This window comes from Pseudomonas sp. NFACC46-3 (assembly GCF_900114515.1).
Classification (GTDB): Bacteria; Pseudomonadota; Gammaproteobacteria; order Pseudomonadales; family Pseudomonadaceae; genus Aquipseudomonas; species Aquipseudomonas fluorescens_Q.
In genome coordinates this window covers 209,435-232,624 of the sequence record NZ_FOTH01000002.1, presented here as the reverse complement: position 1 = coordinate 232,624, position 23,190 = coordinate 209,435, and the positions used below count along the sequence as shown (strand labels likewise).

Annotated in this window: 21 protein-coding genes; 4 read left to right on the top strand and 17 right to left on the bottom strand. The window is 61.7% G+C overall.

Annotation, left to right across the window (positions count from 1 at the left end; all coding sequences use genetic code 11):
• Positions 1 to 4 precede the first annotated feature (4 nt).
• The 3 genes from BM300_RS04785 to BM300_RS04775 all read left to right on the top strand — a co-directional run bounded on the left by BM300_RS04785 (position 5) and on the right by BM300_RS04775 (position 3,648).
• Complete coding sequence (locus BM300_RS04785; protein WP_024617381.1) at positions 5 to 1,843, top strand: amidohydrolase; 1,839 nt, start codon at positions 5 to 7, stop codon at positions 1,841 to 1,843.
• A 58-nt stretch (positions 1,844 to 1,901) separates the two neighbouring features.
• On the top strand, positions 1,902 to 2,531 hold the full coding sequence (ycaC, locus tag BM300_RS04780; protein WP_003203400.1) for an isochorismate family cysteine hydrolase YcaC: 630 nt from the start codon (positions 1,902 to 1,904) through the stop codon (positions 2,529 to 2,531).
• Between the two features lie 238 nt (positions 2,532 to 2,769).
• On the top strand, positions 2,770 to 3,648 hold the full coding sequence (locus tag BM300_RS04775) for a LysR family transcriptional regulator (protein ID WP_063320463.1): 879 nt from the start codon (positions 2,770 to 2,772) through the stop codon (positions 3,646 to 3,648).
• 56 nt (positions 3,649 to 3,704) lie between these two features.
• Here the strand turns inward: BM300_RS04775 and BM300_RS04770 are convergent, their stop codons facing one another.
• The 4 genes from BM300_RS04770 to BM300_RS04755 form a co-directional block, all read right to left on the bottom strand.
• A complete protein-coding gene (locus BM300_RS04770) occupies positions 3,705 to 4,181 on the bottom strand; it encodes a hemerythrin domain-containing protein (protein WP_063320464.1) in 477 nt (158 codons plus the stop codon).
• A 198-nt stretch (positions 4,182 to 4,379) separates the two neighbouring features.
• Entirely contained in the window at positions 4,380 to 5,489 is a 1,110-nt protein-coding gene (locus BM300_RS04765) for an NAD(P)/FAD-dependent oxidoreductase (RefSeq protein ID WP_092462162.1), read from the bottom strand.
• A gap of 69 nt (positions 5,490 to 5,558) precedes the next feature.
• A complete protein-coding gene (locus BM300_RS04760; protein ID WP_063320466.1) occupies positions 5,559 to 6,095 on the bottom strand; it encodes a DUF2867 domain-containing protein in 537 nt (178 codons plus the stop codon).
• A gap of 23 nt (positions 6,096 to 6,118) precedes the next feature.
• A complete protein-coding gene (locus tag BM300_RS04755) occupies positions 6,119 to 6,808 on the bottom strand; it encodes a DJ-1/PfpI family protein (RefSeq protein ID WP_371914649.1) in 690 nt (229 codons plus the stop codon).
• An 81-nt stretch (positions 6,809 to 6,889) separates the two neighbouring features.
• Here BM300_RS04755 and BM300_RS31650 point away from each other — a divergent pair, with 81 nt between their 5' ends.
• On the top strand, positions 6,890 to 7,450 hold the full coding sequence (locus BM300_RS31650; RefSeq protein ID WP_086936544.1) for a TetR/AcrR family transcriptional regulator: 561 nt from the start codon (positions 6,890 to 6,892) through the stop codon (positions 7,448 to 7,450).
• Positions 7,451 to 7,594: 144 nt separating this feature from the next.
• Here the strand turns inward: BM300_RS31650 and nuoN are convergent, their stop codons facing one another.
• The 13 genes from nuoN to BM300_RS04685 all read right to left on the bottom strand — a co-directional run bounded on the left by nuoN (position 7,595) and on the right by BM300_RS04685 (position 22,534).
• A complete protein-coding gene (nuoN, locus tag BM300_RS04745) occupies positions 7,595 to 9,058 on the bottom strand; it encodes an NADH-quinone oxidoreductase subunit NuoN (protein ID WP_092222673.1) in 1,464 nt (487 codons plus the stop codon).
• A 7-nt stretch (positions 9,059 to 9,065) separates the two neighbouring features.
• Complete coding sequence (gene nuoM / locus BM300_RS04740) at positions 9,066 to 10,598, bottom strand: NADH-quinone oxidoreductase subunit M (protein ID WP_063320469.1); 1,533 nt, start codon at positions 10,596 to 10,598, stop codon at positions 9,066 to 9,068.
• Between the two features lie 39 nt (positions 10,599 to 10,637).
• A complete protein-coding gene (gene nuoL / locus BM300_RS04735; RefSeq protein WP_063320470.1) occupies positions 10,638 to 12,491 on the bottom strand; it encodes an NADH-quinone oxidoreductase subunit L in 1,854 nt (617 codons plus the stop codon).
• Positions 12,488 to 12,796, bottom strand: a complete 309-nt coding sequence (gene nuoK / locus BM300_RS04730) for an NADH-quinone oxidoreductase subunit NuoK (protein WP_003180046.1) — start codon at positions 12,794 to 12,796, stop codon at positions 12,488 to 12,490. The genes nuoL and nuoK overlap by 4 nt, the downstream gene beginning before the upstream one ends.
• A 4-nt stretch (positions 12,797 to 12,800) precedes the next feature.
• Entirely contained in the window at positions 12,801 to 13,301 is a 501-nt protein-coding gene (nuoJ, locus tag BM300_RS04725) for an NADH-quinone oxidoreductase subunit J (protein WP_063320471.1), read from the bottom strand.
• Between the two features lie 9 nt (positions 13,302 to 13,310).
• The gene (gene nuoI, locus BM300_RS04720) at positions 13,311 to 13,859 is read right to left on the bottom strand and encodes an NADH-quinone oxidoreductase subunit NuoI (RefSeq protein ID WP_003180051.1); all 549 of its coding nucleotides are present in this window, start codon (positions 13,857 to 13,859) and stop codon (positions 13,311 to 13,313) included.
• A gap of 11 nt (positions 13,860 to 13,870) precedes the next feature.
• Positions 13,871 to 14,878 (bottom strand): NADH-quinone oxidoreductase subunit NuoH, encoded by a 1,008-nt coding sequence (nuoH, locus tag BM300_RS04715; protein WP_030141318.1) that lies wholly within the window; start codon positions 14,876 to 14,878, stop codon positions 13,871 to 13,873.
• Entirely contained in the window at positions 14,875 to 17,589 is a 2,715-nt protein-coding gene (gene nuoG / locus BM300_RS04710; protein WP_092462160.1) for an NADH-quinone oxidoreductase subunit NuoG, read from the bottom strand. Before nuoG ends, nuoH begins: the two co-directional genes overlap by 4 nt.
• A gap of 137 nt (positions 17,590 to 17,726) precedes the next feature.
• Positions 17,727 to 19,082, bottom strand: coding sequence for an NADH-quinone oxidoreductase subunit NuoF (gene nuoF / locus BM300_RS04705; RefSeq protein ID WP_092144466.1), 1,356 nt, complete (start codon positions 19,080 to 19,082; stop codon positions 17,727 to 17,729).
• Positions 19,079 to 19,576, bottom strand: coding sequence for an NADH-quinone oxidoreductase subunit NuoE (gene nuoE / locus BM300_RS04700; protein WP_053157826.1), 498 nt, complete (start codon positions 19,574 to 19,576; stop codon positions 19,079 to 19,081). The genes nuoF and nuoE overlap by 4 nt, the downstream gene beginning before the upstream one ends.
• A gap of 2 nt (positions 19,577 to 19,578) precedes the next feature.
• On the bottom strand, positions 19,579 to 21,363 hold the full coding sequence (gene nuoC, locus BM300_RS04695) for an NADH-quinone oxidoreductase subunit C/D (RefSeq protein WP_063320475.1): 1,785 nt from the start codon (positions 21,361 to 21,363) through the stop codon (positions 19,579 to 19,581).
• A gap of 72 nt (positions 21,364 to 21,435) precedes the next feature.
• On the bottom strand, positions 21,436 to 22,110 hold the full coding sequence (locus BM300_RS04690) for a NuoB/complex I 20 kDa subunit family protein (RefSeq protein ID WP_013693708.1): 675 nt from the start codon (positions 22,108 to 22,110) through the stop codon (positions 21,436 to 21,438).
• 10 nt (positions 22,111 to 22,120) lie between these two features.
• On the bottom strand, positions 22,121 to 22,534 hold the full coding sequence (locus BM300_RS04685; protein ID WP_030141323.1) for an NADH-quinone oxidoreductase subunit A: 414 nt from the start codon (positions 22,532 to 22,534) through the stop codon (positions 22,121 to 22,123).
• Positions 22,535 to 23,190 lie beyond the last annotated feature (656 nt).

The window sequence follows — 23,190 nt, the reverse complement described above, 5'->3', positions numbered from 1 at the left end:
CCCGATGAACGCCGATCTGATTCTATTCAACGGTCAATTCCATACCGTCGACCGCGAGAAGCCCCGCGCCAGCGCAGTCGCCATCAGCCAGGGACGCTTCGTCGCGGTGGGCACCGATGCCGAAGCCATGGCCCTGCGCGGTAGTGGCACCCAGGTCATCGACCTCAAGGGTCGCACCGTCATCCCCGGGCTCAACGACTCGCACCTGCACTTGATCCGTGGCGGCCTGAACTACAACCTGGAGCTGCGCTGGGAGGGCGTGCCATCCCTGGCCGATGCCTTGCGCATGCTCAAGGACCAGGCCGACCGCACGCCAACGCCACAGTGGGTGCGCGTGGTCGGCGGCTGGAACGAATTCCAGTTCGCCGAAAAACGCATGCCGACCCTGGAAGAACTGAACCAGGCCGCTCCCGACACGCCGGTGTTCGTGCTGCACCTGTATGACCGTGCCTTGCTCAACCGCGCCGCGCTGCGGGTGGCCGGCTACACCCGTGACACGCCGAACCCGCCGGGTGGCGAGATCGTGCGTGACAGCAAGGGCGAACCCACCGGCATGCTGGTGGCGCGGCCCAACGCGATGATCCTTTATTCGACGCTGGCGAAAGGGCCGAAGCTACCGCTGGAGTACCAGGTCAACTCCACGCGCCAATTCATGCGTGAACTCAATCGCCTGGGCCTGACCAGTGCCATCGATGCTGGCGGCGGCTTCCAGAACTACCCGGACGACTATGCGGTGATCGAGCAGTTGGCCCGCGAGCAGCAGTTGACGGTGCGCATCGCCTACAACCTGTTCACCCAGAAGCCCAAGGAAGAACTCAGCGATTTCAAGAACTGGACCGGCAGCGTCAAGTTGCACCAGGGCGATGATTTCCTGCGGCACAACGGCGCCGGTGAAATGCTGGTGTTCTCGGCGGCGGATTTCGAGGACTTCCTCGAGCCGCGTCCGGACCTGCCGCCCGGCATGGAGCAGGACCTGGAACCGGTGGTCCGCCACCTGGTGGAACAGCGCTGGCCGTTCCGCCTGCACGCCACCTATGACGAATCCATCAGCCGCATGCTCGACGTGTTCGAGAAGGTCAACCGTGACATCCCGTTCAATGGCTTGCCGTGGTTCTTCGACCACGCCGAAACCATCACGCCGAAGAACATCGAGCGCGTACGGGCGTTGGGCGGCGGCATTGCGATCCAGGATCGCATGGCCTTCCAGGGTGAATACTTTGTCGACCGCTACGGCGCCAAGGCCGCCGAAGCCACGCCGCCGATCAAGCGCATGCTCGCCGAAGGCGTGCCGGTGGGCGCCGGCACCGACGCCACTCGCGTTTCCAGTTACAACCCCTGGACCTCGCTGTACTGGATGGTCAGCGGGCGCACGGTCGGCGGCCTTTCGTTGCACGAAGAGGGCTTGCCGCGCCTGACCGCGTTGGAACTGTTCACCCATGGCAGCGCCTGGTTCTCGTCGGAGCAGGGCAAGAAAGGCCAGATCAAGGTCGGCCAACTGGCGGACCTGGCGGCCCTGAGCGCGGATTTCTTCAGCGTCGAGGAAGAAGCCATCAAGTGGATCGAGTCGGTACTGACCGTGGTCGACGGCAAGGTGGTGTACGCCGCCGGCGACTTCGAAAAGCTCGGGCCGGCCAGCGTCCCGGTGCTGCCGGACTGGTCGCCGGTGGTCAAGGTCCCGGGCCACTGGCGCCCGACCTCACCGTTGCAGGCTCAGGTCCACCAGTGCAGCGGCCCGTGCACGGTGCATGCCCACAGCCATGAACGGGCGCGGTTGTCGAACGTCCCGGTCAGCGATTTCCAAGGCTTCTGGGGCGCGTTTGGCTGTTCCTGCTTTGCCTTTTAACTGATCCACACAGATCTCCCACCAGGTTTTGTAACATCCATCCCAAAGGAGTCATCCCATGAGCAACGTTCCCGCCTACAACCGTCTGAACAAAGACGACGCGGTCGTCCTGCTGGTCGATCACCAGACCGGCCTGATTTCCCTGGTCCAGGACTTCTCGCCCAACGAGTTCAAGAACAACGTGCTGGCCTTGGCCGACCTGGCGAAGTTCTTCGAACTGCCCACCATCCTCACCACCAGCTTTGAAAAAGGCCCTAACGGCCCGATCGTGCCGGAACTCAAGGAGATGTTCCCGGATGCGCCGTACATCCCGCGTCCAGGCCAGATCAATGCCTGGGACAACGAAGACTTCGTCAAGGCGATCAAGGCCACCGGCCGCAAGCAACTGATCATCGCTGGCGTGGTCACCGATGTCTGCGTGGCGTTCCCGACCCTGTCGGCGCTGGCTGAAGGTTTCGACGTGTTCGTCGTCACCGACGCTTCGGGTACGTTCAACGAAACCGTGCAACAGGCCGCCTGGGTACGCATGACCGCTGCCGGCGCGCAGATGATGAACTGGTTCTCGGTGGCCTGTGAGCTGCACCGCGACTGGCGCAACGACATCGAAGGCCTGGGCAACCTGCTGTCCCAGCGCATTCCGAACTACCGCAACCTGATGAACAGCTACTCGGCGCTGACGGCCAAGTAAGCTGCTTTCTTGCTGAACGGATGCCCGCCAACGTGCGGGCATCTTTTTGTCTGGCAATTAACCTTGTGGCGAGGGGATTTATCCCCGCTGGGCTGCGCAGCGGCCCCAAAGTCAGCCAACCAGTTGTGGCAGAATGTGCCCATGATTCATTACCGGGTCTGCTGCGCAGCCCAGCGGGGATAAATCCCCTCGCCACAGTTCTGTGTTCGGCTGACACCTTCCGTCTACTTGGAAAGAAATGAACCCCTTCGAAGAAATGCGCATCTTTGCCCAGGTCATGGAGTCGGGCAGTTTCACCGCAGCGGCGGAAAAGTTGGGGCTGTCCAAGCAGTTCGTCAGCCGCAAGCTGATGGAACTGGAACAGCGCCTGGGCGTGCGCCTGCTCAATCGCTCGACCCGGCGGCTGGATGTCACGCCCCTGGGCCAGCGCTATCACGAAGCGGCGCTGCGTCTGCTCAATGAGCTCGAACAGGTGGAGCAGGGCATCAGCGGCCAGACCAGCGAGCCCCGCGGCACCATTCGGCTCAGCGCACCGTTGTCCTTCGCCATGGCGCACCTGGGCAGCCTGCTGCCGCTGTTTCTGCAGCGCTATCCGGGCGTCAGCGTCGAGGTGGACCTGAGCGACCGCTCGGTGGATCTGCTGGGGGAGGGTTATGACCTCGCGCTGCGCATCGGCGTGCTGGAGGATTCGACGCTGATTGCCCGGCGCATCGCGACTATCGAGCGGGTGTACTGCGCCAGCCCCGCCTACCTGGCGCAAAAAGGCACACCCGCGCGGCCTGAAGACCTGCGCAATCACGACTGCTTGCCCTATGGTCACAGCCGTCAGGTGCAGTGGCGTTTCGTGGGGGCCGGCAAACCGCTGACCCTGGAGGTCACGGGACGCATGCGCGCCAATAACGGGGACTTGCTCAGGGACGCGGCCATCGCCGGCATGGGCATCACCTATCTGCCTGCTTTCATCCTCGGCGATGCCTTGAAGGATGGGCGGCTGATCAAGGTCCTGGAAGGCTTCGAGACCGAACCGTTGGCGCTGTCGGCGGTGTATCCCCAGCATCGGCAAAGTGCACGCCCGGTGCAGGCGTTGGTGGAATTCTTGCGTGAACAAATGCAATAAAGCGCCGCAGTGCATTCAGCCGTCACATGACGGCTGAAGCATCTACCGCGCTCTGATCAGGCGGCGAGGTTGGCGCTGCTCAGTTCTTTTTTGTACTGCGCTTTCATGGCTTCCATGTCTGCACCCAAGGCATCGAGTTTTGCCTTGCCCAACAATTTTTTCGCATGGGGGAACATCTCCTTTTCTTCTTCCTCGATGTGATGCTCGAGCAGTTCCTTGACCACTTTCACCCGACCGGCGAATTCCGGCTGGGTTGGATCGGTGGCTTTGAGGTCCGGCAGCACCAGCGAGTCGACGGTACGGTGTTCTTCCTTGGCCTCGTAATACATTTCAGCCTCGTCCTTGCCACCGGCCTGCTTGAAAGCCGGATAAAGAATTTCTTCTTCCAGGCGGGTGTGGATGGAAATTTCCATTTCCAGTTTCGCCAACAGGTCGGTGCGTTTTTTCACGGCGCGTTCAGTCGACTCGCTCAGTTGAGTCAGGATGGCTTTGACGCGTTCGTGGTCGGCTTTCAACAGATCGATGGCATTCATAGGTAGCTCCTCGGCAATACACGGAAGCGGGCAGGCTTCGAGCGCCTACGCCGCGTAAGAGCTGAATTGCATCAGCTGTGCCAGCCGAAGATCGATTTAAAAACTCTTTAAAAACAATAAGTTGGAACGAAAATAATTTCCGGCGTCGTGCAAGCTGCATGAGCGGGCTGCAAAATGCGTTGCACTTTGCGCGGGTGGCTAGACATTTTCGATCCGCTGTCGGACCCGACTGGCGATTGCCAGGCAGGACGTCAGCCCAGGCGACTCGATGCCGAGCAGGTTGATCAACCCAGGCACCCGGTGTTCGGCCTCGCTGCTGATGACAAAGTCGTGGGCCGGCTCGCCGGGGGCGGAAATCTTCGGGCGGATGCCGCTGTACGCCGGTTGCAGGCTCTGGTCCGGCAGGCCCGGCCAATAATTGCGGATCGCCGGGTAAAACGCTTCGGCCCGGGCCGGATCCACTCGGTAGTCCTCGCAGTCGACCCATTCGGTGTCCGGGCCGAAACGCGCCTGGCCGGCCAGGTCCAACGTCATGTGGATGCCCAGGCCGGCGGCTTCCGGGGCGGGATAGACCAAGTGCCGGAACGGTGCTCGCCCGGCGAGGCTGAAGTAGTTGCCCTTGCACAAAAAGTCTTCGGGCACCGATTGCATCTCCAGGCCTTCGATGCGGCGGGCGAGAGCAGGTGCCTGGAGGCCCGCGGCGTTGATCAGCAGGCGACAGGACAAGGTCATCTGCGCCGTGCCGCTCAATTCCAGGATGAAGCCCCCAGTGATGATGCGAGCGCCCAGTAAAGGCGTACGGAAAGCAATGTTCGCCCCAGCCGCTTCGGCGTCACCCTGCAAGGCGAGCATCAGAGCGTGGGAATCGACGATACCGGTGGAAGGCGAATACAGCGCGGCGACACAGGCCAGGGCCGGTTCCAGTGCCTGCGCCTGTTCTTGGTCGAGCAGGCGCAGGTCGTCCACGCCGTTCTTCAAGCCCCGCTCAAGCAATATTTCGAGTCCGCCCACCTGTGCCTGATCCGTGGCAACGATCAGCTTGCCGAGCCGGTGGGTAGCGACGCCATGGCTTTCACAATAGGTGTACAACCGGTGCCGGCCTTCGACGCACAGCTGCGCCTTGAGACTGCCCGGCGGATAATAGATGCCCGCATGGATGACTTCGGAGTTGCGCGAGCTGATGCCCATGCCGATGGCTTCGGTGGCTTCGATCAGCAGCACTTCATGCCCGGCACGCGCCATCTCTCGCGCCACGGCGAGCCCAACGACGCCAGCGCCCACGACCACGCATTCAAAATCGAAGTTCAACCTTGTCTCTCCTTCCGGGCCTGCAAGTTAGCCTTTCATAGCGCAGGTTTGATTTGGTCGCTCACGCTCTCAGCCCTGGGGGCAGGTAGCCTGAGGCCAGCCGACACGCGCTGCACGCAGGAGGCTGGCTTTAACGACCATGCGGTGAAAGGGGGCAATAACGAAGATGTAGGCCCGGCCCAGACGGTTGTGGCACTGGACCACGGTTGAAAGAACCAGTTGGCGACGGCCTTCTGGCTCTGCCTCACCAGAACACAGGATCGATATCCGGAAGTCGAGGTGCTTGTCGTCCTCGCCCAATACGATTTCAGTCTGGTTCGTGCTGTAGACCTTGAAGATGCCAACCCGATTGGCAAGGGTTGCCAAGTGTCTGGCTGTCTTGAGACCAAAACCGGCAACGACAGTGTCTCGGACTTTCAGGAGCCATCCGATCCAGGATGGCTGGTGGGAAAAGATGAATCGAGCCAGCAGATCTGGATTGCTGGATGTGCCCGCAGGGAGCCGAATCGCAAAAGCGTCCGCCAGGTTCATCGACTTGTAAAGGTGGGTGATGCCGGACCTCGAGGGGACTGGCACGGCCGTGATGAGCTCAAATTCTCGGGGCATCGGGGATCTCTCCTGAGTTCTAACTACCAATTCGGCGACAGGCCATGTCGCGTTTCTTGTTGGGCGGCGCCCACTTCTCCCTGTCGGATACTGAGCCCGATCAAGGCATCATAGAGTGCTTGCTGCCCAGCCGGTAGAACAGGGAGCAACGTCGCACGGCGTTTGTCGGCATCGAACCAGGATTCAACCAACCATCCCACCAGATAGAGCGCCGAAAGGCATCCGCCAGCGGTTGCAACGTTTCCCTGGCATACAAGCGGTTGATCCATGGACTCAAGTCCCAGCGCTTGCAGGCTCGCTCGTGCATCCGGGTGTGTAGTGGCTGGGCCGCTGAGTAGCCCAAGCCGTTCGAGAATGAACGCTCCGGCGCATATGGAGCCAATTCGCTGGCGTCTGGCATCAAGTTCAAACGACGGCAGGAAATCCGGGGCGGCAAGTGCAGCGGGTATCCCTTCCTTGCCGCTGACGAACAATACCGCGTCAGCACTGTTGGCCTCGGAAAGTGGACCGTGTACCGGGACAGGCAGGCCGTGCGCCGATCGCACGATAGCGCTGGAACCCAATATTCGGACGTGCCAATCCTCAGTGTTGCGGCCTAAGATGTCCCACATCAGGAATAGGTCGATATCAGTGAATTGGTCGAAAGCAACCAGAACGATTTTCTTCAAGGCGAGCTCCATGAAAAGTGCTGGCGTGCAAAACGCAACGGCCATCTTTGCGGGTGTTCGCAGCGTACTGATCGGTTACGCACCCTACACAGTCTGTATGGTGCTCAATAGGGAGCGAAATGATCGGTGGGAAAGCTAACGCGTCACCATTGGATCGCGGCTGGTTTTGAGGCCCTCGACCAAATAGGGCATACCGGTGTTTCGGCCGAGAGTCTATCGCGCCGATTGAATGTGACCCGCGGATCGTTCTACCACCATTTCCGCAATCGCGAAGATTTTGTCCGCACCTTGCTGGCCGCTTGGGAAGAAGACTACACGGAGCGCATGCTCGCTTATGCGGGGCAGGGCAGTAGCGCGGGTGAAATCCTGAAACGCTATTTGAGTATTGCCGCCGAGAAACAACCGGGGCGGGAAGTTTCCATCCGCGCCTGGTCGCTGCATGATCCGTTGGTAGGCGAGTTTCAGCAGCGTGTTGACACAAGAAGACTGGACTTCGCGATACGGACGTGCCGCCGCTTGGTCCATATGCCAGGCGAAGCAGAAGTGATAGGTCAGATGGCCCATCTGTGCCTGATTGGTGGTCAACAGGCAGGACTGCGGCGTGATGCCGCTCGCTTCAACCGTTTCCTGCATGGCGCCTTTTCACTTTTCGAAAGGGCGCTTCCACCGTGGCGGGCTGGGTCATGAGCTAAATCGGGCAACTGAATAAATAGCATTCCAGTGCTAGCGCCCATGCCACTGGCCTGCGGCACTAAAGGGTGTTTCCCTTGCGCAAAAAAAACGGCACCCCAAAGGTGCCGTTTCTGTTTTCTACGAGCTACCGCTAGGCGATCAGCCCGTCAAGCCAGCCTGCTGAACCAGGGTCAACAACGGCTGCGGGTACACGCCGAGGAAGAACGCCAATACGGCGATGGCCAGCAGCATCACGCCGCCTGCCTTCTGTTCCCAGTGCAGCTCGGCGTCGTGGCGACGCAGGTTCGGTTCCATCAGGTACAGGGTGACCATGACGCGCAGGTAGTAGAACACGCCGATGGCACTGCCCAGCACCAGGGAGCCGACCAGCCACCATTGGTGAGCCTCGACGCCGGTGGCGATGATGTAGAACTTGCCGATGAAGCCGGCGGTCAGCGGGATGCCGGCCAGGGACAGCATCATCACGGTCAGCACGGCGGTCAGGTACGGACGGCGCCAGAACAGGCCGCGGTACTCGTACAGGGCGTCGGCGTCGCGGCCGTTGTACGGCGAGGACATCAGGGTGATCACGCCGAAGGCGCCGAGGCTGGTGATCACGTAGGTGACCAGGTACACGCCGATGGCTTCCACGGCCAGGCCTTTGCTGGCGATCAGGGCGATCAGCAGGTAGCCGAAGTGGGCAATGGACGAGTAACCCAGCAGACGCTTGAGGTTGCTCTGGGTCAGCGCCAACAGGTTACCGAACAGGATCGACGCGATGGCGATGAGGGTCAGCACGTTGCTCAGCACACCGCTGCTGGCCACTGGCGAGATCTGGAACAGACGCACCATCACCGCGAACACCGCGACTTTCGATGCGGTGGCCAGGAACGCCGCCACTGGCGCCGGGGCGCCTTCGTAAACGTCCGGGGTCCAGAGATGGAAGGGCACCAGCGACAGTTTGAACGCCAGGCCGATCAGCATCATGCCCAGGCCCAGTTGCGCGATCGGGCTAGGCAGGCCGGTGGCCGCCAGGGCCTGGCCGATGCCGACGAAGCTCAGGGTGCCGGCTTCGGCATAGAGCAGGGCCATGCCGAACAACAGGAACGCGGAACCGGCCGCCGACAGCACCATGTACTTGATGCCGGCTTCCAGGGAGCGCTTGTTGAAGAAGGCGTAGGCCACCAAGCCGTAGACCGGTACCGACAGCAGTTCCAGGCCGATGAACAGGCTGGCCAGGTGCTGCGCGCTGACCAGGACCAGGCCACCGGCGGCGGCCATCAGGATCAGCAGGTACAGTTCTTCGCGGTTACCCGGGTAACCCGAACCGCCATCGCCGAGGTAGGCGTGGGCGAGGGTAACGCAGGCCAGGGTGGCGACCAGGATCAGCGCCATGTACAGGCAGGCGAAGCTGTCGATCTGCATCAGCGGGGTGACCGCCAGGGGCGCGACTTTCAGGGCCGGCAAGATCGACAGCAAGGCCAGGTTCAGCCCCGCCACCGACAGCAGGAAGGTCTGTGAGTGATTGCGCCGCCAGGCGATCGCCAGCATCACCACGATGATCGTGGCGCTGGTGATCAACAGCGGCGCAAGCGCGATAAAGTGTTGAATCGTGAATTCCATAGCGCTCTTACCGGGCCGAAGCGAGTTGAGAGAAGGCGGTGCCGAGCCACTGCTGCACGCCATGCATCGTGGCGGCAGAGGTGTCGAGGAACGGTTGCGGGGAAACGCCGAGGTAAACCAGCAGCACCGCAAGGCCGAGCACCATGATCAGTTCGCGACCGTCCATGCCGCGCAGCACTTCGTCCGACTTGGACGGGCCGAAGTAGGCGCGGTGGATCATGATCAGCGAGTAGACCGAACCGAACACCAGGCCGGAAGTCGCAATGGCGGTGATCCATGGCGAACTGACGAACGAGCCGATCAGGATCAGGAACTCGCCAACGAAGTTACCCGTGCCCGGCAAGCCCAGGGACGCGGCCGCGAAGAACAGGCTGATGGCCGGCAGGTAGGCGATGCGCGACCAGATGCCGCCCATCTCACGCATGTCCCGGGTGTGCAGGCGCTCGTACAACTGGCCGCTGAGGATAAACAGCGCCGCCGCCGACAGGCCGTGAGCCAGCATCTGGATCACCGCGCCTTGCAGGGCAAGCTGGCTGCCGGAGTAGATCCCGATCAGCACGAAGCCCATGTGCGAAACGCTGGAGAACGCGATCAGGCGCTTGATGTCGGTCTGGGCGAACGCCAGGAACGCACCGTAGAAAATCCCGATCAGGCCCAGGGTCATGGCGATCGGCGCGAACTCCGCCGAGGCATTGGGGAACAGCGGCAGGGCAAAACGCAGCAGGCCATAGGCCGCGGTCTTGAGCAAGATACCGGCCAGGTCCACGGAACCGGCGGTCGGCGCCTGGGCGTGGGCGTCCGGCAGCCAGGAGTGGAACGGCACCACCGGCAGCTTCACCGCGAAGGCGATGAAGAAGCCGAGCATCAGCACGTACTCGGTGGTCTTGGACATCTGCACTTTCAACAGGTCGGCGTAATTGAAGGTAATCACACCGGTGTTGTTGAAGTTGACCAGTACCAGGCCAAGGATCGCCACCAACATGATCAGGCCGGAAGCCTGGGTGAAGATGAAGAACTTGGTCGCCGCGTAGATCCGGGTTTTCTTGCCGTCCGAAGAACTGTGACCCCAGAGCGCGATGAGGAAGTACATCGGCACCAGCATCATTTCCCAGAAGAAGAAGAACATGAACAGGTCCAGCGCCAGGAACACGCCGATGACGCCGCCCAGGATCCACATCAGGTTCAGGTGGAAGAAACCGACGTGACGCTGGATCTCTTTCCAGGAGCAGAGTACCGAGAGGATACCCAGCAGGCCGGTCAGCAGGATCATCAGCAGCGACAGGCCGTCGAGGGCCAGGTGCACGCTGATGCCGAAGCGTTCGATCCAGATGTGCTTGAATTCAAGCGCCCAGGTCGGATCGGCGCCAGGGGCCGGAGCAAATGAATAGTCGCCGGTCGCCCACAGCCAGAGGCCGAGCGCGAGTTCCAGGGACATGGTCAGCAGCGCAATCCAGCGCGGGAGCGTGGAGCTGGAGCGCTCCGCGATCCAGCACAGCAGGCCGCCGATGAAGGGGATCAGGATTAGCCAGGGCAGAATCATGACGGGCTCGTTTCCTTTCGCAAGTTCGCAAGGTTCATATCAGACCGCTACCAGCACGATGGCGCCGATAACCAGCACGGCGCCAGCCGCCATGGAAGCCGCATACCAACGCAGTTGACCGGTCTCGGTACGGCTCAGGGCAGTGTGGCCGCCCTTGGCCATGCGCGGGATCAGGCCAATGGTCTGGTCGAGCGGGTCTTTGCGCAGAATGTGGCTGATCGCAAGGTATGGCTTGACGAACAGTTTGTCGTAGATCCAGTCGAAGCCCCAGGCGGCGAACCACCAGGCCGAAAGGAATCGCCCGATGCCGCTGTTGGCGATCGCCGTGACGAAACGACGCTTGCCCAGGAACAGCAGGGCGGCCAGCAGGATACCCGCCAGGGCAATGGCGCCCGAGGCGATTTCCAGGCTGTGCTTGGCTTCGCCGCCGGCATGGCCGACGCTTTGCGGCAGCACATCGGCCAGCGGTGGGGTGATCATGGCGCCGACGAAGGTCGACAGCACGATCAGCACCGACAGTGGCAACCAGTGAGCAATGCCATGGCCGGCATGGGCTTCGGTCTTGGCTTCACCGTGGAATGCGATGAAGATCAGGCGGAAGGTGTACAGCGAGGTCATGAACGCACCCACCAGGCCGGCATAGAGCAGCGCCTGGTTACCGCTGGCGAACGCTTCCCAGAGGATCTCGTCCTTGGAGTAGAAACCGGCGGTGACCAGTGGCAGGGCCGCCAGGGCCGCGCCGCCGACGATGAAGCTGGTATAGGCCAGTGGCAGTTTTTTCCACAGGCCGCCCATCTTGAAGATGTTCTGCTCGTGGTGGCAGGCAACGATCACCGCACCGGAGGCCAGGAACAGCAGGGCCTTGAAGAACGCGTGGGTCATCAGGTGGAAAATCGCGCCTTCCCAGGCACCCACGCCCAGGGCCAGGAACATGTAGCCGATCTGGCTCATGGTCGAGTAGGCGAGGATGCGCTTGATGTCGGTCTGTACCAGGGCGGCAAAACCGGCCAGTACCAGGGTCACGCCACCGACGATGCCGACCAGGTGCAGGATGTCCGGCGCCAGGGCGAACAGGCCGTGGGTACGGGCGATCAGGTAGACGCCAGCGGTCACCATGGTCGCGGCGTGGATCAGTGCCGAGACCGGGGTAGGGCCGGCCATCGCGTCCGCCAACCAGGTTTGCAGCGGCAGTTGCGCGGATTTACCGACGGCGCCACCGAGCAGCATCAGGGTCGCCAGGACGATCCAGAAGTCACCGACCTTGAAGTGCTCCGGCGCCTTGACCAGCAGTTCCTGGATGTTCAGCGTGCCCAGTTGCTGGAACAGGATGAACAGGCCGATGGCCATGAACACGTCGCCGATCCGGGTGACGATGAACGCCTTGAGCGCCGCGTTACCGTTGTTGCGGTTGCTGTAGTAGAAACCGATCAACAGGTACGAGCACAGGCCCACGCCTTCCCAGCCGAAGTACAGGAACAACAGGTTATCGCCGAGCACCAGGAACAGCATGCTGGCGATGAACAGGTTGGTGTAGGCGAAGAAGCGCGAGTAACCGGCTTCACCGCGCATGTACCAGGAGGCGAACAGGTGGATCAGGAAGCCCACGCCGACCACCACGCCAAGCATGGTGATGGACAGGCCGTCCAGGTAGAGGGCGAAGTTCGGCGTGAAGCCTTCCACCGCCATCCAGCGCCACAGCACCTGCACATACACACCGCCTTCGGGCGGGGCGACGTTGAACTGCCAGATCACGTAGGCCGTGACGATGGCAGACAGGCCGATGGAACCCACGCCAACCAGCGCCGAAAGGTTTTCCGACCAGCGTCCACGAGAGAACGACAGCAGCAGGAAACCAATGAGGGGGAATACGAAAGTCAGAAAGATTAGGTTCATCCGCGCATCTCGCTGGCAGCGTCGATATCGAGAGTGTGGAAGCGGCGGTACAGCTGCAACAGGATCGCCAGGCCGATACTGGCCTCGGCGGCTGCCAGGCTGATCACCAGGATGAACATGATCTGTCCATCCGGCTGCGCCCAGCGAGCGCCCGCGACGATGAAGGCCAGGGCGGAGGCATTCATCATGACCTCCAGGCTCATCAGCACGAACAGAATGTTGCGGCGGACCATCAGGCCAACCAGACCGAGGCAGAACAGGATGCCGGCAACCGCCAGACCATGCTCGAGAGGGATAGCAGGCATGTGATTACTCCTTCGCCTCGTTACGGCCCAAATGGAACGCCGTGACGGCTGCGGCAAGCAGCAGCATCGAGGCGAGTTCAACCACCAGCAGGTACGGACCGAACAGGCTGATGCCCACGGCCTTGGCACCTACGGTGGTGTGGCCGATGGCCTGGCCGCTCTGGTGAGCGAACAGCACATACAGCAGTTCACCCAGCAGCAGGGCGGACAGGATCACCGGCCCCGCCCAGATGCCGGGCTTGAGCCAGGAGCGTTCCTGCTGGACCGCGGCCGGGCCGAGGTTGAGCATCATCACCACGAACACGAACAGCACCATGATGGCGCCGGCGTAGGCGATCACTTCCAGCGCGCCGGCGAACGGAGCACCGAGGGCGAAGAAGGTCATGGCCACGGCGATCAGCGAAATGATCAGGTAGAGCAGGGCATGGATGGGATTGGTGTTGGTGACCACACGAAGCGTGGACACCACCGCGATACCCGATGCGAAATAGAAAGCGAATTCCATCTTTCTTCCTTAAGGCAGCAAGCTCTTCACGTTGATCGGTTCGGCTTCGTTCTGCGCGGCGCCTTTTGGCTTACCGGCAATGGCCATGCCTGCAACACGATAGAAGTTGTAATCAGGGTTTTTACCGGGACCGGAAATCAGCAGATCTTCTTTCTCGTACACCAGGTCCTGACGTTTGAACTCGGCCATTTCGAAATCCGGCGTGAGCTGGATCGCGGTGGTCGGGCACGCTTCCTCGCAGAGGCCGCAGAAAATGCAGCGCGAGAAGTTGATGCGGAAGAAGTCCGGGTACCAGCGACCGTCTTCGGTTTCAGCTTTCTGTAGCGAGATGCAACCTACCGGGCACGCCACGGCGCACAGGTTGCAGGCCACGCAGCGTTCCTCGCCGTCGGGGTCGCGGGTCAGGACGATACGGCCGCGATAGCGGGGGGCCAGGTAGACCGGCTCTTCCGGGTATTGCAGGGTGTCGCGCTTGCGGAAGCCATGGCCGAAGATCATGACCAGGCTTCGCAGTTGGGTACCAGTACCCTTAACGATGTCGCCAATATATTTGAACATGGGTCAAATCCTCACTGAACCGCGGCCGCAGGCGCGTTCATCAAAACGATCGCAGCGGTCACCAGCATGTTGATCAGGGTCAGCGGCAGGCAGAATTTCCAACTGAAGTCCATCACCTGGTCGTAGCGTGGGCGCGGGATCGAGGCGCGCAGCAGGACGAACAGCATGATGAAGAACGCGGTCTTCAGCGCAAACCAGACGAAGGACAGTTGCGGCAGGATGCCGAACGGGCCGTGCCAGCCACCGAAGAACAGCGTCACCAGCAGCGCCGAGATCAGGATGATGCCGATGTATTCACCAACGAAGAACATGCCCCATTTCATGCCGGCATATTCAATGTGGTAACCGTCGGCGAGTTCCTGCTCCGCTTCCGGCTGGTCGAAGGGGTGACGGTGAGTCACGGCCACGCCAGCGATGAAGAAAGTACAGAAACCGAAGAACTGCGGAATGATGAACCACAGGTTCTGGGCCTGGTACTCGACGATGTCGCGCATGTTGAACGAGCCGGCCTGGATCACGATGCCCATGAGCGACAGGCCCATGAACACTTCGTAGGACACGGTCTGGGCCGAGGCCCGCAGGCTGCCCAGCAGGGCGAACTTGTTGTTGCTCGACCAACCGGCGAACAGCACCGCATACACCGACAGGCCAGCCATGGCGAAGAAGAACAGCAGGCCGATGTTCAGGTCCGCCACGCCCCAGGTCGGGGTGATCGGGATGATCGCGAAGGCGATCAGCAAGGCGCTCATGGCCACGACCGGTGCCAGGGTGAAGATCACCTTGTCGGCGAACGGCGGCGTCCAGTCTTCCTTGAAGAACATCTTGATCATGTCGGCGGCGATCTGGAACATGCCGAACGGGCCGACACGGTTCGGACCGTAACGGTCCTGCCACCAGCCCAGCAGGCGACGCTCGACGAAGCTCAGCAGTGCGCCGCAGACCACCACGGCCAGCAGGATCACGATGGCCTTGAGAACCGTCAGGATCACGGCGATCACTTCGGGGGTGAACCAGCTCATTGCGCTGCCTCCTGCAGACCGTCGACGGTTTTGCCGAATACGGCTGGCGGAATGCCCGCCAGACCGGCCGGCAGAGCCACCAGGCCGGCGCCCAGTTCTTCATTGATGCGCAGCGGCAGACGCAGGGTCTGGCCGGCCACGTTCAGGCTCAACAGGGCCCCGTCGTTGACGCCCAGGCGATCGGCTTCGGACTTGGCCAGCGCCACGTAGGCGGCTGGGATGCGTTCTTGCACCGGTGCGGCTTTGGAAGAGTTCTCTTCACTGCCGAACAGGTGATGGAACGGCACGACCTGCCAGGTGCCCGGCGCTGGGTTGAAGGCGCGCGGCACGCTGGCGAACCAGCTGAGGCCATCGCCCTGGCTTTCGATCAGGCGGGTGCCCGGGTCGCCGGCACGCAGGTGACCGCCGACTTCGTCCTGGAACTTGTTCCACGCTTGTGGCGAGTTCCAGCCCGGCGACCAGGCGAACGGCACCTGGGAACGCGGTTCGGTCGAGCCCGAGTAGCCTTCCATGGAGAACGAGAACGCAGTGTCGTTGTCCTGGGAAGTGCGCGGTTCGTGAACGCTGATGTCGGCGCGCATGGCGGTGCGACCGGAGTAGCGCAGCGGTTCGCGCGCCAGCTTCAGGCCTTTGATGCGGAACGAGGCGGACGGTGCGGCGTCGACGATGGCGGCCAGTTGCGGGCTGCTCGAAGCGACGGCGGCGGTGACGTGGTCCAGTTGCGTCCAGTCGATCGGCTGGTCCAGCAGGGTGGCGCGCAGGGCATGCAGCCAGCGCCAGCCTTCGTGTACGAGGATGCTGGCGTCCAGGTATTGCGGGTCGAAAACCTGGAAGAAGCGCTGGGCGCGACCTTCCTGGCTGACCAGTGTACCGTCGCCTTCGGCGAAGCTCGCCGCCGGCAGCACCAGGTGGGCGCGGTCGATGGTGGCGGTTTTCTGATGGTCGGCGACGATCAGCACTTTCGCGGCGTTCAGGGCGGCGTCTACGCGGGCCTTGTCGGTGCGGGTGTACAGGTCGTTTTCCAGCACCACGATGGCGTCGGCGCTGCCGTCGATCACCGCTTGCAGGGCCGCGTCCACCGATTCGCCACCGAGCATGGCCAGGCCAAGGCTGTTGGCTTCCGGCACGATCAGGCTGATGGAACCGTTCTTCTCGCGCAGCTTCAGGGCCTTGGCGATGTTGGCGGCGGCTTCGATCAGCGCCTTGGAGCCCAACGAGGTGCCGGCGATGATCAGTGGGCGCTTGGCGGCCAGCAGGGCGTCGGCGATGCGCTGGGCCAGGGCGGCCGCTTCGCTGTCCAGGCCTTCGACGGCCGGGGCGCTGGCGTCCAGGGCGTGGGCCACGGCAAAGCCGATACGGGCCAGGTCGTCAGGGGCGGCGTGGACGCATTCTTCGGCGACGTCGTCGAGCTTGGTTTCAGCGAGGCTGGCGATGAACAGCGGGTTCAGCGCGTGCTGGCCGATGTTCTTCACGGCGGCGTCGAGCCATGGCTGGACGCGCATGGCGTCGGCCATGTCTTCGGCCTTGCCCTTGACCGACTGGCGCAGGGCCAGGGCCATGCGGGCGGCGGTCTGGGTCAGGTCTTCGCCAAGCACGAACACCGCGTCGTGGTCTTCGATGTCACGCATCGTCGGCACGGGCAGCGGGCTGTCCTTGAGCACTTGCAGCACTAGGCGGATGCGTTCCAGCTCACCGGCTTCGATGCCGCTGTAGAAGTGCTCGGCACCGACCAGTTCACGCAGGGCGTAGTTGCTTTCCAGGCTGGCCCGTGGCGAACCGATGCCGACGATGTTGCGACCGCGCAGCAGCTCGGCGGCCTTGTCCAGCGCTTCGTCCAGGCTCAGCTTGGCACCGCCCGCCAGCTGCGGTTGGCGTGGGCGATCCTTGCGGTTGACGTAGCCATAGCCGAAACGGCCACGGTCACACAGGAAGTACTGGTTAACCGAACCGTTGAAGCGGTTTTCGATGCGCCGCAGTTCACCGTAGCGCTCGCCCGGAGAGATGTTGCAACCGCTGGAGCAGCCATGGCAGATGCTCGGCGAGAACTGCATGTCCCACTTGCGGTTGTAGCGTTCGGAGTGAGTCTTGTCGGTGAACACGCCGGTCGGGCAGACCTCGGTGAGGTTGCCGGAAAATTCGCTTTCCAGGGTGCCGTCTTCAACGCGACCGAAATACACGTTGTCGTGGGCGCCGAATACGCCCAGGTCGGTGCCGCCGGCGTAGTCCTTGTAGAAACGCACGCAACGGTAGCAGGCGATGCAGCGGTTCATCTCGTGGGAGATGAACGGACCGAGGTCCTGGTTCTGGTGGGTGCGCTTGGTGAAGCGATAACGGCGCTCGTTGTGGCCGGTCATCACGGTCATGTCTTGCAGATGGCAGTGGCCGCCTTCCTCACAGACCGGGCAGTCGTGAGGGTGGTTGGTCATCAGCCATTCGACGACGCTGGCGCGAAACACTTTCGCTTCTTCGTCGTCGATGGAGATCCAGCTGCCGTCGGTGGCGGGGGTCATGCAGGACATGACGATCCGACCACGCTTGTCGTTCTCGTCGGTGTACTGCTTGACCGCGCACTGGCGACAGGCGCCAACGCTGCCAAGGGCGGGGTGCCAGCAGAAATAAGGAATGTCGAGGCCCAGGGACAGACATGCCTGTAACAGGTTGTCTGCGCCATCGACTTCGAGCTCTTTGCCGTCTACGTGGATAGTGGCCATGGTTCAAAGTTCTTCGTTGGCCCGGTGTCAGCGGGCGTGGCTAATGGAATCTTGTTATTCGCGTGAATCAACACAGCCGTTTACGGCGTCATCACGCGAGAAGGCGAAGGGTACGGACCCTTCGCCTTTTTAAGCGTTTACGCGCCGACTACGATCGGCTTTGCCAGAGGCGGGACGACGGCGCTGGTGGGCGCGATGCCGGCTTCGAACTCTGGACGGAAGTATTTGATCGCGCTGCCCAACGGCTCCACGGCACCCGGTGCGTGAGCACAGAAGGTCTTGCCTGGGCCGAGGAAACCCACCAGACCCAGCAGGGTCTCGATGTCGCCGGCCTGGCCTTCGCCGTTTTCAAGGGCCCGCAGCAGCTTGACGCTCCAAGGCAGGCCATCGCGGCAAGGGGTGCAGAAACCGCACGACTCGCGGGAGAAGAACTCTTCCATGTTGCGCAGCAGGGACACCATGTTGACGCTGTCGTCCACCGCCATGGCCAGGCCGGTACCCATGCGGGTGCCGACCTTGGCGATGCCGCCGGCGTACATTTGGGCGTCCAGGTGTTCGGGCAACAGGAACCCGGTACCGGCGCCGCCAGGCTGCCAGCACTTGAGCGTGTAGCCGTCGCGCATGCCGCCGGCGTAGTCTTCGAACAGTTCGCGGCCGGTGACGCCGAACGGCAGTTCCCACAGGCCAGGGTTCTTGACCTTGCCGGAGAAGCCCATGAGCTTGGTGCCCATGTCTTCGCTGCCGTCACGGGCCAGGGATTTGTACCAGTCCACGCCGTCGGCGATGATCGCCGGCACGTTGCACAGGGTCTCGACGTTGTTCACGCAGGTCGGCTTGCCCCACACGCCCACGGCGGCAGGGAAGGGCGGCTTGGAGCGCGGGTTGGCGCGGCGGCCTTCGAGGGAGTTGATCAGCGCGGTTTCTTCACCGCAGATGTAACGCCCGGCGCCGGTGTGGACGAACAACTCGAAATCAAAGCCTGAGCCCAGGATGTTCTTGCCCAACAGGCCGGCGGCCTTGGCTTCTTCCACGGCACGGTTCAGGTGCTTGGCGGCGGTGGTGTATTCGCCACGCAGGAAGATATAGCCACGGTAGGTCTTCAGCGCGCGGGCGCTGATCAGCATGCCTTCGATCAGCAGATGGGGCAGTTGCTCCATCAGCATGCGGTCTTTCCAGGTGTTGGGCTCCATTTCATCCGCGTTGCACAGCAGGTAGCGGATGTTGATGGATTCGTCCTTGGGCATCAGGCCCCACTTCACGCCGGTGGGGAAGCCCGCACCGCCACGGCCCTTGAGGCCGGAATCCTTCACGGTCTGGACGATGTCGTCGCCGGCCATGTCGGCGAACGCCTTGCGCGCGGCAGCGTAGCCGTTCTTGGCCTGGTATTCGTCCAGCCATACCGCTTCGCCGTCGTCACGCAGACGCCAGGTCAGGGGATGGGTTTCGGCCGAACGCTGGATGCGGTTGGCGGGCCCGAAGGAAGTCAGGGTCATACGTAGCCCTCCAGCAGTTTGGCGACACCATCTGGCTTGACGTCACCGAAGGTGTCGTCATCGATCATCAGTGCCGGGGCCTTGTCGCAGTTACCCAGGCAGCACACTGGCAGCAGGGTGAAGCGACCGTCGGCGGTGGTCTGGCCGAGGCCAATGCCCAGCTTGCTCTGGATCTCGCTGACTACCGATTCGTGGCCGCCGATGTAGCAGACCATGCTGTCGCAGACGCGAATGATGTGGCGACCGACTGGCTGGCGGAAAATCTGGCTGTAGAAGGTGGCGACGCCTTCGACGTCGCTGGCCGGGATACCGAGGATCTCGCCGATGGCGTAGAGCGCGCCATCGGGCACCCAGCCACGTTCCTTCTGGACGATCTTCAGGGCTTCGATCGACGCCGCGCGCGGGTCTTCGTAGTGATGCAGCTCGTGCTCGATGGCCGAGCGCTCGGTTTCGCTCAGGGCGAAACGGTCTGTCTGGATAAGCGTGCTGTTCATGCTTAGCGGTCCACGTCGGCCATAACGAAATCGATACTACCCAGGTACGCGATCAAGTCCGCGACCATGCTGCCTTTGATCACGGAAGGGATCTGCTGCAGGTGCGGGTAGCTTGGGGTGCGAATCCGGGTGCGGTAGCTCATGGTGCCGCCGTCGCTCGTCAGGTAATAACTGTTGATGCCCTTGGTCGCTTCGATCATCTGGAAGGACTCGTTGGCCGGCATGACCGGGCCCCACGAAACCTGCAGGAAGTGCGTGATCAGGGTCTCGATGTGTTGCAGCGTGCGCTCTTTTGGCGGCGGCGTGGTCAGCGGGTGATCCGCCTTGTACGGGCCTTCCGGCATGTTGCGCAGGCATTGGTCGATGATCTTGATGCTCTGGCGCATTTCCTCGACGCGAACCATGCAGCGGTCGTAGGCATCGCCATTGGCCGCCAGCGGTACTTCGAATTCGAAGTTTTCGTAGCCGGAGTAAGGGCGCGCCTTGCGCAGGTCGAAGTCGCAACCGGTGGAGCGCAGGCCGGCACCAGTGACGCCCCATTCCAGGGCCTCTTTGGTGTTGTAGGCAGCGACCCCGATGGTACGACCCTTGAGGATGCTGTTCTGCAGGGCGGCCTTGGTGTATTCGTCCAGGCGCTTGGGCATCCACTCGACGAAGTCCTTGACCAGCTTTTCCCAGCCGCGTGGCAGGTCGTGGGCAACGCCACCGATGCGGTACCAGGCCGGGTGCAGGCGGAAACCGGTGATGGCTTCGATCACCGTGTAGGCCTTCTGGCGGTCGGTGAAGGTGAAGAACACCGGGGTCATCGCCCCCACGTCCTGGATATAGGTCCCCAGGAACAGCAGGTGGCTGGTGATACGGAAGAACTCGGCCATCATGATGCGGATGACGTCGACCTTTTCCGGTACCTTGATCCCGGCCAGTTTTTCGACCGACAGCACGTACGGCAGGTTGTTCATCACGCCGCCGAGGTAGTCGATGCGGTCGGTGTACGGGATGAAGCTGTGCCAGGACTGGCGCTCGGCCATTTTCTCGGCGCCACGGTGGTGGTAGCCGATGTCAGGGACGCAGTCGACGATCTCTTCGCCGTCCAACTGCAGGATGATGCGGAACGCACCGTGGGCCGAAGGGTGGTTCGGGCCGAGGTTGAGGAACATGTAGTCCTCGTTGGCACCCGAACGCTTCATGCCCCAGTCTTCAGGCTTGAAGCGCGCGGCTTCTTCCTCGAGCTGTTGCTTGGCCAGGGACAGGCTGAACGGGTCGAACTCGGTGGCACGGGCCGGGAAGTCCTTGCGCAGCGGGTGACCTTCCCAGGTCGGTGGCATCATGATGCGCGACAGGTGCGGGTGGCCGGGGAAGTCGATCCCGAACATGTCCCACACTTCACGTTCGTACCAGTTGGCGTTCGGCCAGATACCGGTCACGGTCGGCACGCTGAGGTCGCTCTCGGACAAGGCGACCTTGATCATTACGTCACTATTACGCTCGATCGACAGCAAGTGATAGAACACGGTGAAGTCGACGCCGTCGGGCAGCCCTTGACGCTTGGTGCGCAGACGCTCGTCCACGCCGTGCAGGTCATAGAGCATGACGTACGGCTTGGGCAGGTTGCGCAGGAAAGTCAGGACTTCGACGAGTTTGGCGCGGGCAACCCAAAGTACCGGCATGCCGGTGCGGGTCGGCTGGGCGGTGAACGCCTCGGGGCCAAAACGGTTGTTCAGTTCGACGACCACATCCTGGTCGTCTGCCTTGTAAGGCGGGATGTACAGAGCACTGCCTGTAGTCATGGTTATTTATCGCTTTCGGTCAACGTAAAGAATGAAGCCAGGTTCTCGTTTCTTGTAGGGAACAGAGCTGGATCAGACTTCGTCGGGGCTGCGCAAGTTGGTGACTGCGATACGCTGTTCGCGGCGCTGTTCCTTTTGCGATGGCATGTCGGCGCGATAGACGCCTTGATCGCCAACGACCCAGGACAGCGGGCGACGCTCCTGGCCAATCGACTCCTGCAACAGCATCAGGCCTTGCAGGAAAGCTTCAGGGCGAGGCGGGCAGCCGGGCACGTAGACGTCCACGGGCAGGAACTTGTCCACCCCTTGAACGACGGAATAGATGTCGTACATGCCACCGGAGTTGGCGCACGAACCCATGGAGATAACCCACTTCGGCTCGAGCATTTGCTCGTAGAGACGCTGGATGATCGGCGCCATCTTGATGAAGCAGGTACCGGCGATAACCATGAAATCCGCCTGGCGTGGCGATGCCCGGATCACTTCGGCGCCAAAGCGCGCGATGTCGTGGGGCGCCGTGAAGGCGGTGGTCATTTCCACGTAGCAGCACGAAAGACCGAAGTTGTACGGCCACAGGGAGTTCTTGCGACCCCAGTTGACCGTGCTGTTCAGCACGTCTTCGAGCTTGCCCATGAAGATGTTTTTGTGGACTTGATCTTCTAACGGATCGGCGACGGTTTCCCGTTCGCCAATCGGATACTGCTCGTTAGGAGCATCGGGGTCGATCCTGGTGAGATTGTATTGCATTGCCAAAGCCTCATTGTTTCAGCTTCGCTTGCCGCTTGCGCCGAGCTTCCGGAGCCCAATCAAGCGCCCCCACTCGGTAAAGGTAGACAAGACCTGCCAACAGAATTGCTATGAAAACGAGAGCTTCGACGAATCCGGTCCAGCCGCTTTCGCGGACGGACACAGACCAGGCAAAGAGAAAGAGGGCTTCGATATCGAAGATCACGAAGAGCATCGCGACCAGATAGAATTTGGCTGAGAGCCGCAAGCGGGCGCCACCGGTAGGTAGCATGCCGGACTCGAACGGTTCATTTTTGCTGCGGCCCCAGGCTTTTGACCCGAGCAGGCTCGACACGCCGAGCATGAAGGCGCACAGGCCGACGACACCCAGAAGGAAAATGGCAAAGCCCCAGTTGTGGGCCATGAGTCCTGTCGCTTCGGGCATGCTGGAAATCCTTAACAGAGAGCAAAGGTCTCTGAGCTTGAATAGAAATAACGCAGTGACGATATGTCGCAGCAATCAATCGCGGTGATTTTATGGCTAAACACCGGGCAAGTAAAATTCCTATGGCGAAATTATTTATTGGAATAAGGACATAGCGCACCTCCAGAGCCCTGCGGCCCCGGCCCCGTGGGCGTTGGCCGGCTGTTCAGCAATAATATTTCGTGCGGAATGTAACAATGATAACGACTTACAAATGATAATTATTATTATCTAGCCAGCGTTTTCTACAGTGCACTTAGTGTCGTGTCCGAGAGGCTGTCTTACATCGTCGCTACTGCAATTGTCAGCGTCGGACGTTTTACTCCTTTTCCGACTGCCCAATACTGCGTTCGATCAATTTTCCTAGCACTGCGTAGGAGTTTTTTGTGGGGGCGGTGTCCGGCGAAGGTTGGGTCTGCATGAGGGACTGCTCCGTGGAAGCCAAGCTTGCTTGCAATGTCGGCAACGCGGTCCCGAGGCAGACAGCCTTATCGTGCATCGCAGCCAAGCCTGGCTTCCACAGTGCAGGCTTGCTCTTACAGCGTAGGTGGCTTCAAGGAAAACGGGTGAAAAAACCTCCGTCATCAGATCGAGGCCGCCCAGCCGAGCCAACCAAG